Origin of the sequence: Collinsella sp. i05-0019-G5, from assembly GCF_042851345.1 — a bacterium.
GTDB lineage: Bacteria > Actinomycetota > Coriobacteriia > Coriobacteriales > Coriobacteriaceae > Collinsella.
In genome coordinates, this window is the sequence record NZ_AP031421.1 from 1,653,047 (window position 1) to 1,668,887 (window position 15,841).

The 15,841-nt window shown below is 62.9% G+C and carries 12 protein-coding genes; 4 read left to right on the forward strand and 8 right to left on the reverse strand.

Translation table 11 applies throughout. From position 1 onward, the window contains the following. Positions 1-120: 120 nt before the first annotated feature. Positions 121-1,011, forward strand: a complete 891-nt coding sequence (locus ACGHIZ_RS07840; RefSeq protein ID WP_390447325.1) for an ROK family protein — start codon at positions 121-123, stop codon at positions 1,009-1,011. 113 nt (positions 1,012-1,124) lie between these two features. Here ACGHIZ_RS07840 and ACGHIZ_RS07845 read toward each other — a convergent pair whose 3' ends face one another. The 7 genes from ACGHIZ_RS07845 to argS form a co-directional block, all read right to left on the reverse strand. Further along, complete coding sequence (locus ACGHIZ_RS07845; protein WP_225093694.1) at positions 1,125-1,574, reverse strand: VanZ family protein; 450 nt, start codon at positions 1,572-1,574, stop codon at positions 1,125-1,127. A 7-nt stretch (positions 1,575-1,581) separates the two neighbouring features. Continuing rightward, positions 1,582-2,982 carry a hypothetical protein gene (locus ACGHIZ_RS07850; protein ID WP_390447328.1) on the reverse strand — a complete coding sequence of 467 codons (1,401 nt, stop codon included), beginning with the start codon at positions 2,980-2,982 and terminating at the stop codon, positions 1,582-1,584. Between the two features lie 312 nt (positions 2,983-3,294). Continuing rightward, the gene (gene rho / locus ACGHIZ_RS07855) at positions 3,295-5,850 is read right to left on the reverse strand and encodes a transcription termination factor Rho (RefSeq protein ID WP_225093696.1); all 2,556 of its coding nucleotides are present in this window, start codon (positions 5,848-5,850) and stop codon (positions 3,295-3,297) included. Between the two features lie 340 nt (positions 5,851-6,190). Continuing rightward, positions 6,191-7,429, reverse strand: coding sequence for an IS110 family transposase (locus tag ACGHIZ_RS07860; RefSeq protein ID WP_390446719.1), 1,239 nt, complete (start codon positions 7,427-7,429; stop codon positions 6,191-6,193). A 488-nt stretch (positions 7,430-7,917) separates the two neighbouring features. Continuing rightward, entirely contained in the window at positions 7,918-8,823 is a 906-nt protein-coding gene (locus ACGHIZ_RS07865; RefSeq protein WP_199411040.1) for an IS3 family transposase, read from the reverse strand. Beyond that, positions 8,790-9,281 carry a helix-turn-helix domain-containing protein gene (locus tag ACGHIZ_RS07870; protein WP_117736974.1) on the reverse strand — a complete coding sequence of 164 codons (492 nt, stop codon included), beginning with the start codon at positions 9,279-9,281 and terminating at the stop codon, positions 8,790-8,792. Before ACGHIZ_RS07870 ends, ACGHIZ_RS07865 begins: the two co-directional genes overlap by 34 nt. 111 nt (positions 9,282-9,392) lie before the next feature. Next, the gene (argS, locus tag ACGHIZ_RS07875) at positions 9,393-11,246 is read right to left on the reverse strand and encodes an arginine--tRNA ligase (RefSeq protein ID WP_161194524.1); all 1,854 of its coding nucleotides are present in this window, start codon (positions 11,244-11,246) and stop codon (positions 9,393-9,395) included. Positions 11,247-11,588: 342 nt separating this feature from the next. Here argS and ACGHIZ_RS07880 point away from each other — a divergent pair, with 342 nt between their 5' ends. After that, positions 11,589-12,074, forward strand: a complete 486-nt coding sequence (locus tag ACGHIZ_RS07880; protein WP_006235480.1) for a CarD family transcriptional regulator — start codon at positions 11,589-11,591, stop codon at positions 12,072-12,074. Positions 12,075-12,191: 117 nt separating this feature from the next. Further along, complete coding sequence (locus tag ACGHIZ_RS07885) at positions 12,192-12,791, forward strand: HD domain-containing protein (protein WP_055252329.1); 600 nt, start codon at positions 12,192-12,194, stop codon at positions 12,789-12,791. 59 nt (positions 12,792-12,850) lie between these two features. On the opposite strand, the gene ACGHIZ_RS07890 is transcribed toward ACGHIZ_RS07885, so the two are convergent. Then, a complete protein-coding gene (locus ACGHIZ_RS07890) occupies positions 12,851-14,137 on the reverse strand; it encodes a glutamate-5-semialdehyde dehydrogenase (protein ID WP_117772981.1) in 1,287 nt (428 codons plus the stop codon). A 112-nt stretch (positions 14,138-14,249) separates the two neighbouring features. On the opposite strand from ACGHIZ_RS07890, the gene ACGHIZ_RS07895 reads away from it, so the two are divergent. Then, positions 14,250-15,668 (forward strand): alpha/beta fold hydrolase, encoded by a 1,419-nt coding sequence (locus ACGHIZ_RS07895; RefSeq protein WP_117772983.1) that lies wholly within the window; start codon positions 14,250-14,252, stop codon positions 15,666-15,668. The last annotated feature ends 173 nt before the right edge of the window (positions 15,669-15,841 follow it).

Genomic DNA, 15,841 nt, shown 5'->3' on the forward strand with positions numbered 1-15,841 from the left:
AACCAAAGAAGCCTCGCACCGCCCGCCACGTTGCGAGGCTTCTTTTTATAGCGCTTTCTTAAATGGTTTAGAGCCCTATACTTTAGTCACGGAGCAACTCGTCCCAGAGAGAGGAATACTATGGCAGAACAGCAGCTTATCGGAGCGCTCGAGGCCGGCGGCACCAAGATGGTCTGCGCCACGGGCTATGCAGACGGTACGGTCCTGGAGCGTGAGCAGATCGCGACCACGACCCCGCAGGAGACCGTTGAGGCCGTCAACGCATGGTTTGCGAACAAGGGCATCGCCGCGCTGGGCATCGGCGCATTTGGCCCCACCGCAGTCAACCCCGCTTCGCCCCAATACGGCAAGATCCTGGAGACGCCCAAAACGGCATGGCGCTACTTTGACCTGCTGGGCACTATCCAAAACGAGCTCAATATTCCCTGCGGCTACGACACCGACGTCAACGTCGCCTGCCTGGGCGAGGTCACCTTTGGCTGCGCGCAGGGCCTCACCGACGTGGTGTACCTGACGATCGGTACCGGTGTGGGCGCTGGCGTGCTCTCGGGCGGTAAGCTCGCGCACGGCATGATGCATCCCGAGGCCGGCCACATCCTGGTCACGCGCGACCCGCGCGACACCATCGGCGAGCATAGCGCTTGCCCCTTCCATGACAACTGCCTCGAGGGCCTCATCGCCGGCCCCGGCGTCAAAAAGCGCTGGGATGGCAAGAGCGCCGGAGACGTGGCCGATGACCCGGAGGCCATGGACCTGCTCGCCGGTTATCTGGCACAGGCGCTCATGACCTACACGCTGTGCTACGCACCGCAAAAAATCATCATCGGCGGCGGCGTGGCCGACCACACCCCCATCGTGCCGCTCGCACGCAAAAAGTGTGCCGAAATGCTCAACGGCTATATCGTCACGCCCGAGGTCAACGACATCGATAACTACATCGTCAACAACAGCCTCGAGGGCAAGCAGGGCATTATGGGCTGCCTGGCCCTGGGCGCACAGGCGCTTCAGTAGCAGACGCACCCACAGGGCGTGGCGCGCCCGGCAAATCCGACCTACGGAACGACGCCACCACGCCTCATATAAGTCCTCAAATAAAAAAGGCCGCCTAGGACCAAACATACGTCCTAGGCGGCCTTTTTGGCACATATGAGCGATCGTAGTAGATATCTGAGCACAACGCCCGTTGCCGCTCCACAGTAGTCGATCATCACATCGGTGATCATGCCGGCGCGTCCCGGCACAAAGAGCTGAATCGTCTCGTCGATCGAGGGAATCAGCAGCAGGAACGCCGCCGTGGGCAGCAGCACGTCAAAGGTGCGCCGGCCCTCAAAATCAAAGGCGTGCGTTGCCAGGATGCCGAGCACCATATACTCGGTAAAATGCGCGCACTTGCGAACAACGAAGTTGGTCACCCATTCATATGGAAGTCCCACGCCGTGCAGGAAACCGCGGATAGTTTCCATGACCGTTAGACTCAGCGAGCCCGACCCCGAGCCGGGAACCAGCGAATTGCCCCAGATCAAGAGCGCCATCAGGCAGGTCACGACCGCCCATTTTCGATTGATCTTAACCATGCAGAAGTTATGCCTCCGCGCGGAGCGGCGCAAAGCTGGCGGTACCGCCCTCGATAACGCTCAGATAGGCACGGCCCGTACGCTTGGCGGTAGAGGACTGCAGGCGCTCGATCTCTTCCTCGAGGATCTGATTGACGCGCTCGTGACGACGATTTTCCATAATGCCGGCGGCAATAGCCTCGGCCCGCTCGATGCTCTCGCGCGAGATACGGGCGGTATCCTCGGGGAGCACAGCGCTGTGACGGCCGACATAGGCGGGGGCAGCAGACTGAGGGGCAGCGACGGGAGCGGGCGCTACAACAGGAGCGGGCTCGTCAATCTCATCCAGAATCGCGGTGGCGGCGGCCCACATGTCCTCGTGGCCCGAATAATCGGCCATGGGGACATCGACCTCGAGCGAGGCGTCCGGAAGGTCGCCGGTGTCGATGCGATCTTGGGCATCAATCGATGCGGTGATGGCTGCAGGCTCATCGAGGTCATCGAGATCGATGTCCGCGGCACCGGAGATGATAGGCATGCTGGCGAGGTTTGCATTGTACGGCGCAGCCTCGGCCGCCTGCTGCTGGGCAGGAGCGCCCCACAGTGAGCTTTCGGCGGCACGGCGGGCGGCAACGGCCTCCTCGTCCGCGGCCATGGCTTCATCAACGTACGAATTGTCGGCAGAAGCGTTCGCGTCCGCCGAGGTAGCACTGTAGGCGTTATTGGCTGCCGCGTTGGCGACGAGTGCCACGAAAGCCGCCGTGCTGCCCGCAGGGGCGGCCTGGGAGCCAGATACGGCGCGTGCCGCGGCGGCGATGTCGTCGCGATTGAAGGAGCCGGTCTGCCCGCCGTTGGTGAGCTCGTCGATGGCGACTTGATAGACGTCGCGCGAGTGTGCAGGGTCGCAGCTCACCGGCGAATCGTCGTCGAGCATACTGTCGATCATGGACCAAGCCTCGTCCTCGTCCATAGCATCTGCGGCTCGAGCGATGGTAGGGACACCATCATCGGTATGACGGCGCTGGAACGCACCAGTCAGGCCGGAAAGGAATGCCGAGGTAGACTGCTCCGACTGAGCCTGAGAAGCAGAAGCGGTAGCATAAGGAGTCGCATCCTGCTGCTGAGCTGGAATCGAGGCGGTCTTGAACTCGCTTTGATGCTGATTGAGATTGGCGGCACCGCCCATGGCATCGGGCTGGAACAGACGCTCTTCACGCTGCGCATGGTACTCGGAGATACCCAGCGAGGCGGCATAGATACCCACGCCCGCCACCGCGCCCACGGCGAAGGGAACCGCACCCGCCACGACCGTCTCGTTCACCGACGAAAACGGTAGCGTCGCGGCATACATAACCACGGGAGCGGCAAGGCCGATCCCGCACGAAAGTCCGGCAAGGACTGCTCGTTGTGTTGCTTCAGAAGAAGCCATGAGCTCTCCCCATCTTCCAGCACCCAAATCGCATCATTCAGTTGGCTGCGCGAGAGAAGATGAAGCGGGGCTATGCCCCAAAGCAACGGTATATGGTTCGTTTCATCTGCGTTATCCGTCGCGAAGCTTAAAAGCTATTATGCGAAACCGCCCCGTCGATTGCAAGCGACGATGTCGGATTGAAACGGGAAACCTGCTGCTTGCCAGTCTTATGGTCAAAAATAAGCGCGGATACGCGATATGGAAAAGGGCCGAGGCGCAAGCCCCGACCCTTTATCGCATTGATGGCTATCGCTGCGCGTGGATGACAGCCTAGAACGTCTGCTCGTAGTCGCTGTGCTTTTTGGCCGAACGCACCAGGAACTCCTGGTTGGTGTTGGTGCCTTTAAGACCCTTAATGAACGACGCGGCTGCGCGCTCGGTGTTGTTCATGCCGGCAAGAATGCGACGCAGACCAAAGACAAACGGACGCATCTGCTCGTCGACCAACAGGTCCTCGTTACGCGTACCGGAGGCAACGGGGTCGATAGCCGGGAAGATGCGGCGGTCGGCCAGTTCGCGATCGAGCTTAAGCTCCATGTTGCCGGTGCCCTTGAACTCCTCAAAGATGACCTCGTCCATCTTGGAACCGGTGTCGATGAGGGCAGAGGCCAGGATGGTGAGCGAGCCACCGTTCTCGATATTACGGGCTGCACCCAGGAAGCGCTTGGGAGGATACAGTGCCGCCGAATCGACGCCGCCCGAAAGGATGCGGCCTGAGGCGGGCGCCGCCAAGTTGTAGGCGCGGGCAAGACGCGTGATGGAGTCGAGCACCACCACAACATCGCCGCCCAGCTCCACGATGCGCTTGGCGCGCTCGATGACAAGCTCTGCCACGCGAGTGTGGTTATCGGCGGGCATATCGAAGGTCGACGCCACAACCTCGCCCTTGATGGAACGCTGCATATCGGTGACCTCTTCGGGGCGCTCGTCGACGAGCAGGCAGATGAGGTGCACCTCGGGGTTGTTAATCGAGATAGACTGGCAGATCTTCTTGAGGATCGTGGTCTTGCCGGCCTTGGGCGGGGACACGATCAGGCCACGCTGACCCTTGCCGATCGGCGACACGATGTCGATGGCGCGACCGGTAATGGAGTCCTTGCCGTGCTCCATGCGCAGCGGCTCGTTGGGATAGACAGGGGTGAGGTCGCCGAACTTGGGACGGTTGCGAATCTGCTCGGGGTCCAGACCGTTGACGGTCGTGATTTTGGCGAGGCCGGCGCGCTTGTCGCCGCCGCGCGAAGGACGCAGCGAGCCCTCGATAACGTCGCCCGTGCGCAGGCGCGCGGAGCGGATGAGGTAGGCGGGCACGAAGGCGTCGTCGTTGGACTTCATATAGCCATGGGCGTGGATGATGCCGGAGCTGTCCGGGCGAATCTGCAGAATGCCCTTGATGTCGCGGAAGCCCTCGGCCTTCGCGGCGGTGACGTAGATCTCCTCGACGAGCTCGGCTTTCTTCTTGCCGGTCGTCTCGATCTCGAACTCCTTGGCCTTCTCGCGCAGTTCGGCGACCTTCATGGCAGCGAGCTCCTCACGCGAAAGCGTGGGCTCGGTGGGGGCGGCGTTGCGCTCCTTGTTGCGCTGTTTGCGATCGCGCTGACGGTTGCGACGGTCGTTGTTGCGTTCGTCCTTGCGATCGTTGCGCTCCTCGTTGCGCTTGTGCTGGCGACGGTTGGAACGAGTGCCGTCTTCGGCCTCGGCGGGCGCGGCACCATCGGTTGTGGCGGCGTCGGCATTGACCGCAGCGGCTTCATTGGCCTCGGCGCCAGAATCGACCTGCGCTTCGACATCAGCCTGATGCTCGGACGCCTTGGCCTTAGCGGACTTCTTACGACCGCGCTTGGGCTTCTCGGACGCAGGCTGTTCGACGTCCTGGGGCTCGGCGGCATCAGTCGATGCATCGGCGGTCGTCTCGTCGGAATCCTCGGACGTACCCTTCTTGGCGGCCTTAGCCTTGGACGTGCGTTTAACAGCAGTGCGACGGCTGCGACCTGGACGGACGTCGGCGGGCTCGACATCGGCAGAAACGGCCTCGGAAGTCGTGGCATCCTGGACGGGTGCATCGGCAGCGGTTGCAGACTCGGCGGTCGCCGCAGCATCCCGAGCGGCGGCGGCTGCGGCTGCGGCCTTCTCGGCCTCGACGAAGGCCTTGGGCTTGCGACCGCGACGGTGCGGGCGCAAAGCCGGATCGACAACGGGAACTTCGCTGGCCTCGACAGGCGCAGCGGGCTCAGCAGGCGATGTGCCCTCCCCTGCCGCGGAACGGACCGAAGCCTCGGTGAGCTCGGGGGTTACCTGATCGGCAACCCGCTCGGCCTTAGCAGCCGTGCGACGGCGTGTGCGCGGTACCGACTTCTCGGTCGGCTGGTCGGCGGCAGGGGTCTCGGGCACAGACGGGGCTGCAAGCTCGGTCAGAGCCGCGGCCTCACGCTCGGCAGCACGACGGCGGGCGCGCACCACCTGAGCCTCGCTAATCTGCGCCAACGCACGTGCCTGCGCGACCTCATCGGAAATCGGCGCCGAGGAGTCAGCTGCAACGGTGCGCTTGGCGCGCGTCGTGCGCGTAGTACGGCGCTTGGGCTTGGTGACCTCCTCGCCGTCAGCAGCAGGCTTGGTCGTGCGGCGCGTACGCTTGGGCTTTGCCGGAGCAGCCTCCTCACCAGTTGCAGGCACGGCCTTCTCAGCCGCTGCAGGCGTAGGCGTCGAAGCAGCCTTAGGCGTCTCAGGAGCCGAGGCTTGCGCGGGCGCCGCGACCTGGTCCGACGCAACCGGTGCAGCGGGAGCGGCTTGCGTCGTCGTTATTTCGTTTTCTTGCTGTTGATCAGACACAGTGTTTGCTCAACTTTCTTTTCAAGCCCTGTGATCACATGCTCCCTGCATAAACCTTCAGGGCGGCTAAACAGTCTAGTTCCGTTCAAAACGACGGACATCATTGATCTGTATCGAGATGATTGCGTCAATTACGCAGCGTTAGTGTAACACAACCGCCACCACCTGCAACTTAGTCATTGAGGACGTTCTTAAACGACTATTCAAAAGGGACACTCTTTGGTTTAACACCCACAAATCTGACTGCCTCCGCCAAAACTATGGCGGTTTACTACGATGAATCGCTCAACCGCGACCACTCCGAAACTTGTTGAACTAAAACCGACGCTCCTATAAGTTGTCAAGAGGCAGTTTGCGGGAGCGCTCTCTCCAATTCGCACAGGAGCTCGCAATACCTCCTCTCCAGTTTCGTCGACCGCCGTTTCCCCCGTTCCAAGTGCCCGAGTGTGGCTGCGGACAGGCCGAGCTCCGCGGCGGCTTTCTTCTGAGTCACCCGCATCGCCTTGCGCATCTTCGCGAGCTCGGGGCCTTCCGGCGCGGCGCCGTCGGGGTTCGGGTCCATGAGCACGTGGTACACCTCCCGCGCTATGTAGCGCTTCAGGCAGCGGACCGCCTCCCGCCGGGACTTCCCCTCGGAGGTCCGCCTCGCCACGTACCTCCTCGTCCTCTCGTCGTACGCCATGCGCTTGATCGCGATCTCGTAGAGCGCCCAGTTCGCCTGCCGGTTGCCGCCGCGGTTGAGCCTGTGCCGGTCCGTCTTCCCGCTCGACGCGGGGATCGGGGAGGCGCCGCACATCATCGAGAACGCCGCCTCGCCCTTCAGCCTGCCGGGGTTGTCGCCGGCGGCCACGACCAGGGCGGCGGCGGTCGTGGTGCCGCAGCCCTCGACGCCGAGCAGCGCGGGCGCGTTCGCCTCCAGCAGCGCGCGGATGCGCTCGTCGAGGGACTCGACCTGGCTGCGGGCCTCCTTCCAGACCGCCGCGACGGACCGCAGCGAGGCCAGCACGCTCTCCTCGAGCGCGTCGCCCGCCTTCCTCCCGCGCGCGAGCAGCGGCATGAGGTCCTTCGGCCGCTCGCGGCCCCTGAACCGCTCCCTCAGGGCGCTCGGGGCCGTCGTGAGCATCGACTTCGCGCAGGCCACGCAGGACGTGGACGTCGCGACGGCCAGCCTGCGCGCGACGTAGAGCTGGCGCACCGCCTCGACCCAGCCGTCCTGCGACTTCGGCACGGAGCAGCCCTTCCCGGACGCCGCCTTGCGCGCCGCGCGCTCGGCGTCCAGCGGGTCGCTCTTCCCCTCGCCGGGCCTCACCTTGTCCCTCTTGGGCCTGAGCACCTCGACGACGTTGTACCCGAGCTCCACGAGCCTCCTTGTCAGCCCGGCCCCGTACGATGCCGTGCCCTCGACGCCGACGACCATGCAGCTCCCCGGGTCGCCTATCGCCTCCGCCAGCCTGTCGTAGCCCTCGGGGTCGGCCCCGAAGCTCCCGCTCCAGATCTTCCTCCCGAGGCCGTCGAGCAGGCACAGAACATGCACGTCCTTGTGCGTGTCGACGCCCGCGATGACCGTTTCGCCTTCCATTTTCGCTCCCCTCGGTCTGCCGCCTGCTCCGCGCCCGGGTCTCCCAGACATTGCACTGACGGGAGCGCTACAATCCAATTGGCTTGTCCGATTGTCCGCGCTCATGCTCCTATTAGGTCATGGCAGGACTCCGGGACGCGGATGCCGGGGCGAGACAGGTCGGATTTGAGGACGGCCGAAGAGGCGTCAGCAGGTCAGTGGGTCATCGTCCCGGCATTCAGCATCAGGGTAGCGCTGCGACGCGGAAATCGCGCGCCGTTGCCGCGCCCCGCAGTGCCCGCTTCCCCCGAGAACAATTATCAGTGCAGGTAGATGCCTTGCACTTTTTAGCTAAAAGCCGGCGTGGTTGGAATATCTCAATTCATCGTAGTAAACCGGCATAGTTTCGTATTTCCAGCAGTTCCAAATTCGTCAATACGTCGGCGTTTGCAAAAAAGCCCGACCTCCATATGAACTACGTCCCAAATCTTGGACGCCCTAAATAGCGACTAGGCCGCGAGGGCCTGATTCCGGAACTCCTCCGGGGTCAGGCCCTTCAATCTTACCTGCCTCCGGCTCGTGTTCCAGTGGACTATGTATTCCTCCAGGTCGCGTTTGAAATCCTCGAACGTCTCCCACTCGCGGCCCCGGTAGAACTCGTCCTTGACGTGGCCGAAGAGCTGCTCGGTGGCGGCGTTGTCGATGCAGTTCGCCTTCCTGGACATGCTCTGGACGATGCCGGCGGCCTCGAGCCTGGATGTGTACGAGGCGTGCTGGTACTGCCAGCCCCGGTCCGAGTGCATGGTCGGGGCGGCGCCCTCGGGGATCTTGGACAGCAGCTCGTCGAGCATCCTGACCTGCTGGGCCATGTCGGGCGTGGTCGATATGTCGCTCGCCACGATCTCCTTGGTGCAGAAGTCCAGCGTCGGGGCCCAGTAGGCCTTGCCGCCCGCCACCTTGAACTCGGTGACGTCCGTTCCCAGCTTCCGCCACGGGGCCCCGGCGTCGAAATCCCTCGCGATCACGTTCTCGAACGTCCTGCCGACGACGCCCCTGTACGAGTTGTACCTGTGGTAGGCCGTCTCGCGTCTGATACCGCAGCGAATCCCCATCTCGCGCATCATCTTGAGCACGGTCTTGTCGGCTATCACGGCCCCCTCTTCCGCCCTGAGGCACATCGCTATCTGCCGGTGCCCGCAGCCGTTGGCGGTGCGCGAGAAGATCTCGGCGGCCGCCTCCCAGAGCTCGGGGCGCGTGGGCCTCGGCGGGTGCGCGAGGGCGTAGTAGTAGGTCGACCGCTTGAGCTCGGCGCATGCGAGCAGGTGCCCGAGCGCGTGCCCCTCGGCGCGCAGGGCCGCGACCGCTTCGGCCTTCGCCCTGGTCAGAGCCCGTCCCTCTCGACCAGGGCGCGTAATTTTTTTAGGTAGGCCACCTCGGCCTCGAGCCTACGGCACCGCTCCTCGAGCTCCTCCTCGCGGGTCCGCGGCCTCGCCTTGGAACCCTTCGGCCGGCCCTTGGGCCTCGGGCGCAGGGCCTCCGCGCCGCCCCGGCGGTATAGCGCGCACCACTTCTTGAGCGGCGACATCGACATTATGCCGAACGCCGCCATCGCCTCGGTCTTCGTCATGCCGCCGTCGACGACGGCGGAGGCGGCGGCGACCTTCTGCTCGTATGTGTACCTGCCCTGCTTTCCGTCCATGCGCAGCAGCACCTCGCTCCCGAATGCGCGGTATATCTCCTGCCATCTTCTCACGGCTTCCACGGGAAGCGAAAGGGCAATCGCGGCAGATTTATACCCGTGCCCGAGCTCGAAGAGCCCTATGGCCGCCTTCCTGGCCTCGATATCATGCTTCACTCTCAAATCAACGCGCATAAAGAAAGCCTCCCATTTCTCATGTCCAAGAAATGGGAGGCAGTTCAATATGGGAGATCGGGCTTTCAAGGCTTAGTTAAACCAAACTTGCGCGGTCAAATGACCCGTAGCTTACATCTGCTCGGGCGCGGAAACACCAACGAGGGTGAGCACCAGGGCGAGCGTCACGCGGACGGCATCGCAAGCGGCCAGACGGGCACGCGAAAGCTCGGGGTCGACGGGACGACCCTCGCTCGGCAGAACCTGGCAGGCAGCGTAGAAGCTGTGGAAGTCACCGGCGAGCTCCTCGGCAAAGTGCGTCAGACGGAACGGAGCGCGGTCGCGAGCGCAGCTGGCGATCAGCTCGGTAAGCTCGTTAAGCTTGCGCGAAAGGGCGAGCTCGGTCGGGTCGGTCAGCAGCGAGTAATCGACGTTCTCACCGATGGCCTTGGCGGCAACGGCCTTCATGCCCATCTCGTCGGCCTGCTCAGGCGTTACGTCAGCGGCACGGCGCAGGATGGAGCAGACGCGAGCGTGAGCGTACTGCACGTAATAGACCGGGTTGGAGTTGTCGCGCTTCTTAACGGCCTCGATGTCGAAGTCGACCATCTGGTTGGAGCTCTTGGAGATGAGCGTGTAGCGAGCGGCATCGGAGCCGACCTCGTCGACGAGCTCCTGCAGGGTCACCATGGTGCCCTTGCGCTTGGACATACGGACGGGCTTGCCGTTACGCAGCAGGTTGACGAGCTGGCCCAGTAGAACCTCGAACTTGCCGGGGTAACCCAGAGCGTCGCAGACGCAGCGGACGCGCTCGATGTAACCGTGGTGGTCGGCGCCCCAGATGTCGATGACGTGATCGACGCGCTGGAACTTATCCCAGTGATAGGCGACGTCGGAGGCGAAGTAGGTGTACTCGCCGTCGGACTTGATCAGGACGCGGTCCTTGTCGTCGCCCAGATCGGTGGAGCGGAACCACAGGGCGCCGTCCTTGGTGTAGAGGTAGCCCATCTTGTCGAGCTTCTCAAAAGCGCGGTCGACGGCGGAGGTGCCGGCGGTCTCGCCCTCGGTGTCCTTCACATACAGCGAGCGCTCGGAGTACCAACGATCGAAGTCGCAGTTGACGGCATGGCAGAGGTCGCGCATGTTGTCGACCATCTTCACATAGCCGCGCTCACGGAAGCTCTCCATACGCTCCTGCGGATCGGCGTCGACCCACTTGTCGCCGTCGGTGCGCCAGAACTCGGCGGCCTCGTCGATGATGTAGTCGCCGCCGTAGGAGTCCTTGCCCAGAGTCTCGGCAAAGTTGTCCTGATACGGATGGGTCTCGGGATGCTCGTCGTTCTCGTCGGCAACAAAGGCGTCACGGTCGGCGATCAGCAGCTTGTGAGCCTCGTCGATATCAACGCCCTGCTTGGCGATGATGTCGGCAAGCTGCATATAGCGCGTGCTGATGGAGTTGCCGAAGGTGTTCATCTGAGAGCCGTGGTCATTTATGTAGAACTCACGCTGGATGTCGTAACCGGCGTGGTCCATGACGCGGCAAAGGGAATCGCCCAGCGCGGCCCAGCGGCCGTGGCCGATGTGCATGGGGCCGACGGGGTTGGCGGAAACGAACTCGACCTGGGTCTTCAGGCCACCACCGACGTTGGACTTAGCGAAGTCCATGCCCTTCTCGCGAGCCTCGCCAAAGATGGCATTCTTGACGGCAACGGAGAGGTAGAAGTTGATGAAACCGGGGCCTGCGATCTCAACCTTCTCGATCGCGGGATCCTCGGGCATATGGGCAACGATGGCCTCGGCGATCTTGCGCGGGGCGCAGTGGGCCAGCTTGGCGGACTTCAGGGCCATGGTAGAGGTCCACTCGCCATGAGAAGTGTCAGCCGGTCGCTCGATAGCGCAATCGTCAAGTTCAAATGCGGAAAGGTCGCCGGCCTCCTGGGCCGCAGCAAGCGCAGCGCGTACCAGCTCTTCAATCTTCTCGGGCATAGATCCTCCTTGTGTTAAAGCCCCCGAGCTCTTGGTCACTCGTAGGGCAAAAGCCAGAGTTTGTAGCACTCTATCACAAGCGACGGACACTGTCGCAGGGTAAAGCCAATCGAAATTGCATATGCACAAAATTGACTACAGCTTGTATGGACTCACTCAAAGATGCCGGTCTGCCTGCAGATTATGCACGCGTTGAAAATGCATAAAGGTGTGGATGAGCTGTGTCTTTTATCGAATACTCTTACCTATCAGAGTTGTGTGCTTTTCCTGCATAAAGTGAGGATTTGCGCACGTCAGCGTGTTATTCTAGACATACGTAAATTCGTATAAGTTGGAGGTAGCATGTTCTCAATCGGTCAACACGTCATTCATCCGGGTCAGGGAGTCTGCACCGTCGTCGGTTTTAGGGACGACACGCCGCAGCCCATGCTGTTGCTCGAGACCAAGCAGGGACATGCGCAGACGATCCTTATGTACCCCGTGGCGCAGGCCGACCGTTTGCACGCTGCCATCTCGCAGCAAGATGCCGAGCACCTGCTGAGCCACTACGACGAGCTGGAGTGCGACACCTTTACCGAGCGCAACAGCTCGCTTGAGGAGACGCACTTTAAGCAGCAGCTCAAGCTGGGCGCGCCCGAGACGGTCCGCGTGGCAAAGACCATGATGCACCGCATTCGCCAGGCCGAGGAAGCCGATAAAAAGCCCAGCTCTTACTATATGCGTGTACTCAAGGAAGCCAAGCGCCGCTCCATCGAGGAGTTCGCCGTGGCATTGGGCGTCACCGAGGAGGCCGCCGAAGCCCGCCTAGCCCAAGCCGCCCTCAACTAACCCATCCGCGCCAAAAACCACCACAAAGGGGACAGGCACCTTTGTGGTGGTTTTTTCGTTCTAGTCGTTCTAGTAGTATTCATTCTTAGCGATACCTGCGAGCACAAGGAGTCTTTTATGGCAGAGCCACTTTCCGCCGGAATCACCCGCGATCGCGCGTTCGAACTGCTCAACGAGCACAATAAGGACCCGTTCCACATCACCCACGGCGAAACGGTCGAGGGCACCATGCGCTACTTTGCGCGCGAGTTCGACCCCGAGAACGAGGAGTTTTGGGGCATCGTCGGTCTGCTGCACGACCTAGATTGGGAGGAGCATGAGGACGACCCCATGAACCACACCATCTATGCGGCCGAGATCCTTGAAGGCGAGGGCGCCTCTCCCGATCTCATTCGCGCCATTCAGACGCACACGTCGGACTTCAACACCTCGCTGCCCAAGCCCGAGCTGCAGATGGAAAAGATCCTGTTTGCCTGCGACGAGCTCACCGGCTTGATCGGTGCTGCCGTCATCATGCGTCCGAGTAAGAGCGTCATGGACTTTACGACCAAGTCGCTCAAGAAAAAGTTCAAGGACAAGCGCTTTGCCGCCGGGTGCTCTCGCGACGTGATTACGCAGGGTGCCGAGATGCTGGGCTGGGAGCTCCCCGAGCTCTTCGACCGTACCATCGCGGCCATGCAGTCCTTCGCCCCCGACCGCGACACCTTTCAGGCTTAATTCCAAAACCATCACAAAGGGGACAGGCACCTTTGTGGTGGTTTTTGTTTGCGCGGGCGTTAGGGGCGGACCTGGCCGGTGCCTCGGAGCTTGTATTTGTAGGTGGTGAGGGCCTCGGCGGCAAAGGGGCCGCGGGCGTGGAGCTTTTGGGTCGAGATGCCAATCTCGGCGCCCAGGCCAAACTCGCCGCCGTCGGTAAAGCGCGTGCTGGCGTTGGCATACACGGCCGAGGCATCGACCTCGTCCAGGAAGCGCTCGCAAGCATCCGTGTCCTCTGCAACGATGGCCTCGGAGTGCATCGTGCCGTAGCGGTTGATGTGCGCGATGGCCTCGTCCTCGTTCGCCACGACCTTCACGCTCATCTCGAGCGCCAGATACTCGCGACCCCAGTCCTCCTCAGTCGCGGCAACGTAGTCATCGCCCTCGGCAAGCCCGGCGTCGGCGCATGCGGCGCACGTGGCCTCGTCGCCGTGAATGAGCACGCCGTGGTCATGCAGCACGGCCACGACCGCGGGCAAAAACGCATCGGCCACGGCACGGTCGACCAGCAGCGACTCGGCGGCATTGCACACGCCCACGCGCTGCGTCTTAGCGTTGATGATAATATTGAGCGCTTTATCGAAGTCGGCGGATTCATGCACGTAGATGTGGCAGTTACCCGTGCCCGTCTCGATCACCGGAACGAGCGACTCGCGCACGCAGCGCTGGATCAGGCCCGCACCGCCACGCGGAATGAGCACATCGACGACGCCGCGGAGCTTCATGAGCTCGCCGGTGGCCTCGCGGTCGGTAGACTCGATCATCGACACGGCCTCGCGCGGGAAGCCCTTGGCCTCGAGCGCATCGGCCAGCAGTTCGGCAATCATGGCACACGAGTGATAGGCCAGCGAGCCGCCGCGCAGAATGCAGGCGTTGCCGGTGCGGATGCAGATGCCCGCGGCGTCGGCCGTCACGTTGGGGCGCGCCTCGTACACCATGGCGACCAGGCCCAACGGCACGCTCACGCGGGTGAGGTCCACGCCGCTTGCGAGCACGCGGTGGTCGAGCACGCGGCCGACAGAATCGGGCAGCTCGGCGAGCTTCTCCAGGCCGGCGACCATACCCTCAACGCGCTCGGGCGTCAGCAGCAGACGGTCGAGGAGCCCCGCCGAGGTCCCCGCATCGCGCGCGGCGGACATATCGAGCTCGTTGGCGGCGACGATGGAGTCGATACCGTTGCGCAGCGCTGCGGCCATGGCGCGCACGGCCTCCTGGCGCTGCTCGTCGCTCGCCGTGGCAAGCGAGGCCGACGCTGCCTTAGCGGCAACGGCAAGATCGTGGACATACGTGGCTATATCGACCGACATGGGCGGCCCTTTCTCCTAGAAGTTTGCAACCATGGTAGCCGATTTGCGCATGGCCTCGCCCGCGGCGGTAGAATTGGTCAACCCGAAACACCGCAACGAACGGAAGACTCACATGGCCCTCATCACTTCGTACCACGTCCCCGGCCTGTATGTCGAGGACCACAGCATCGACGTCCCCCTCGACTGGCGCGGCCTGGAGCCGATGCTCCTGGCCGTCGGCAGCACCATGCGCCGCGGCGCTATACCGACACCCATCGCCGGCGCGCCCGAGAGCATCAAGCTCTTCTACCGCGTGGTTTGCGCACCCGACCGCATCAACGACGACCTGCCGCTCCTTCTCTTTTTGCAGGGTGGCCCCGGTGGCGAGAGCCCGCGTCCGCTGTCGCCCACAAGCGATGGCTGGATCGAAGAGGCCGTCAAGCATTTCCGCGTCGTGCTGCCCGACCAGCGCGGTACCGGGCGCAGCAGCTGTGTAGACGGGCGCACGATTGCCGCACTGGGCGAGCGCGCCGAGGCGGCCGGCTCCGATGCTGCCCGCTCGCAGGCGGACTTCCTCAAGCGCCACCTCGCCAGCTCCATCGTGCGCGATTTTGAGTACCTGCGCCTGGTGGGCTTTGGCGGCAGGCCCTGGGTCACGCTCGGGCAGAGCTACGGCGGCTTTTTGACGCTGAGCTACCTGTCGCTCTTCCCCGAGGGCGTGGCGGCAAGCTTTACCTGCGGCGGCATCCCCCACGTACCGGCGAGCGCAAGCGAGGTCTACGCGCACACCTTCCCGCGCATGGCCGCCAAGACGCAGCAGTATTACAACCGCTACCCCGCCGACGTCGAGCGCGTGGCGGCCCTGGCAGATGCCCTCGAGGAGCAAAAGCCCGTGCTACCCGACGGCTCGCCGATGACGGTCGAACGCCTACAGCTCATGGGCAGCGACTTTGGCATGAAGCCGAGCTTTGAGCGCATGCATTGGATTATCGATCATGCTTTTGTTGACGGCGACGGCACGCTGGCCTGCGGCGCCTCGGTATCTGACAGCTTTTTGATGCGCGCCTTCGAGCGCACCAACACGCGCACGAATCCGCTGTACTGGACGCTTCAGGAGTTCATCTACGCCGACGGCGACACCATGCCCATTCGCTGGGCCGCGGCAGAAGAGAAGGCCCGTCGTGCCGAGTTCGACACGCTCACGCGACCGCTCATGTTTACCGGCGAGGCCATGTTCCCGTGGATGTTTGAGCAGATGCCCGAACTTAAGCCCTTCAAGCCGGCGATGGATCTGCTTATGGAAGACACAAGCTGGGACAAGATCTACGACCCGCAGCGCCTGGCGTGCAACGAGGTGCCCCTGCAGGCCGCGGTGTACTTCGATGACATGTACGTGGACTCGGGCATGCAGCTCGATACGCTCAGTCGCGTGGGCAACTCGCATGCCTGGGTGACCAACGAGTTCGAGCACGACGGCTTGCACGGCAGCGTGGTGTTCAAGCACCTCTTCGACGAAGCCCTCAACCGCGGAGACCTGCGCCAGATCTTCTAGCAAAGGAGTGTCCCCGTCTGCCGGCACAATAGGAACGTCCCCAAGTGCCGGCAACGACAATGCCGCTGGTAGAGGACAGAAAGCGAAAACGCCCCTAAGCGAGCAAGGTGACGTGAAAGAGGAGGGCATTGACCTTTTGGTCATGCCCGACGATTGAACGTCAGATTGCCGCT

What these genes read in the sequence shown, in the direction of transcription:
- ACGHIZ_RS07840 (WP_390447325.1), top strand. Translation starts at nt 121, where the DNA reads ATGGCAGAACAGCAGCTTATCGGAGCGCTCGAGGCCGGCGGCACCAAG.
- ACGHIZ_RS07845 (WP_225093694.1), bottom strand. Translation starts at nt 1,574, where the DNA reads ATGGTTAAGATCAATCGAAAATGGGCGGTCGTGACCTGCCTGATGGCG.
- ACGHIZ_RS07850 (WP_390447328.1), bottom strand. Translation starts at nt 2,982, where the DNA reads ATGGCTTCTTCTGAAGCAACACAACGAGCAGTCCTTGCCGGACTTTCG.
- ACGHIZ_RS07860 (WP_390446719.1), bottom strand. Translation starts at nt 7,429, where the DNA reads ATGGAAGGCGAAACGGTCATCGCGGGCGTCGACACGCACAAGGACGTG.
- ACGHIZ_RS07870 (WP_117736974.1), bottom strand. Translation starts at nt 9,281, where the DNA reads ATGCGCGTTGATTTGAGAGTGAAGCATGATATCGAGGCCAGGAAGGCG.
- argS (WP_161194524.1), bottom strand. Translation starts at nt 11,246, where the DNA reads ATGCCCGAGAAGATTGAAGAGCTGGTACGCGCTGCGCTTGCTGCGGCC.
- ACGHIZ_RS07880 (WP_006235480.1), top strand. Translation starts at nt 11,589, where the DNA reads ATGTTCTCAATCGGTCAACACGTCATTCATCCGGGTCAGGGAGTCTGC.
- ACGHIZ_RS07885 (WP_055252329.1), top strand. Translation starts at nt 12,192, where the DNA reads ATGGCAGAGCCACTTTCCGCCGGAATCACCCGCGATCGCGCGTTCGAA.
- ACGHIZ_RS07890 (WP_117772981.1), bottom strand. Translation starts at nt 14,137, where the DNA reads ATGTCGGTCGATATAGCCACGTATGTCCACGATCTTGCCGTTGCCGCT.
- ACGHIZ_RS07895 (WP_117772983.1), top strand. Translation starts at nt 14,250, where the DNA reads ATGGCCCTCATCACTTCGTACCACGTCCCCGGCCTGTATGTCGAGGAC.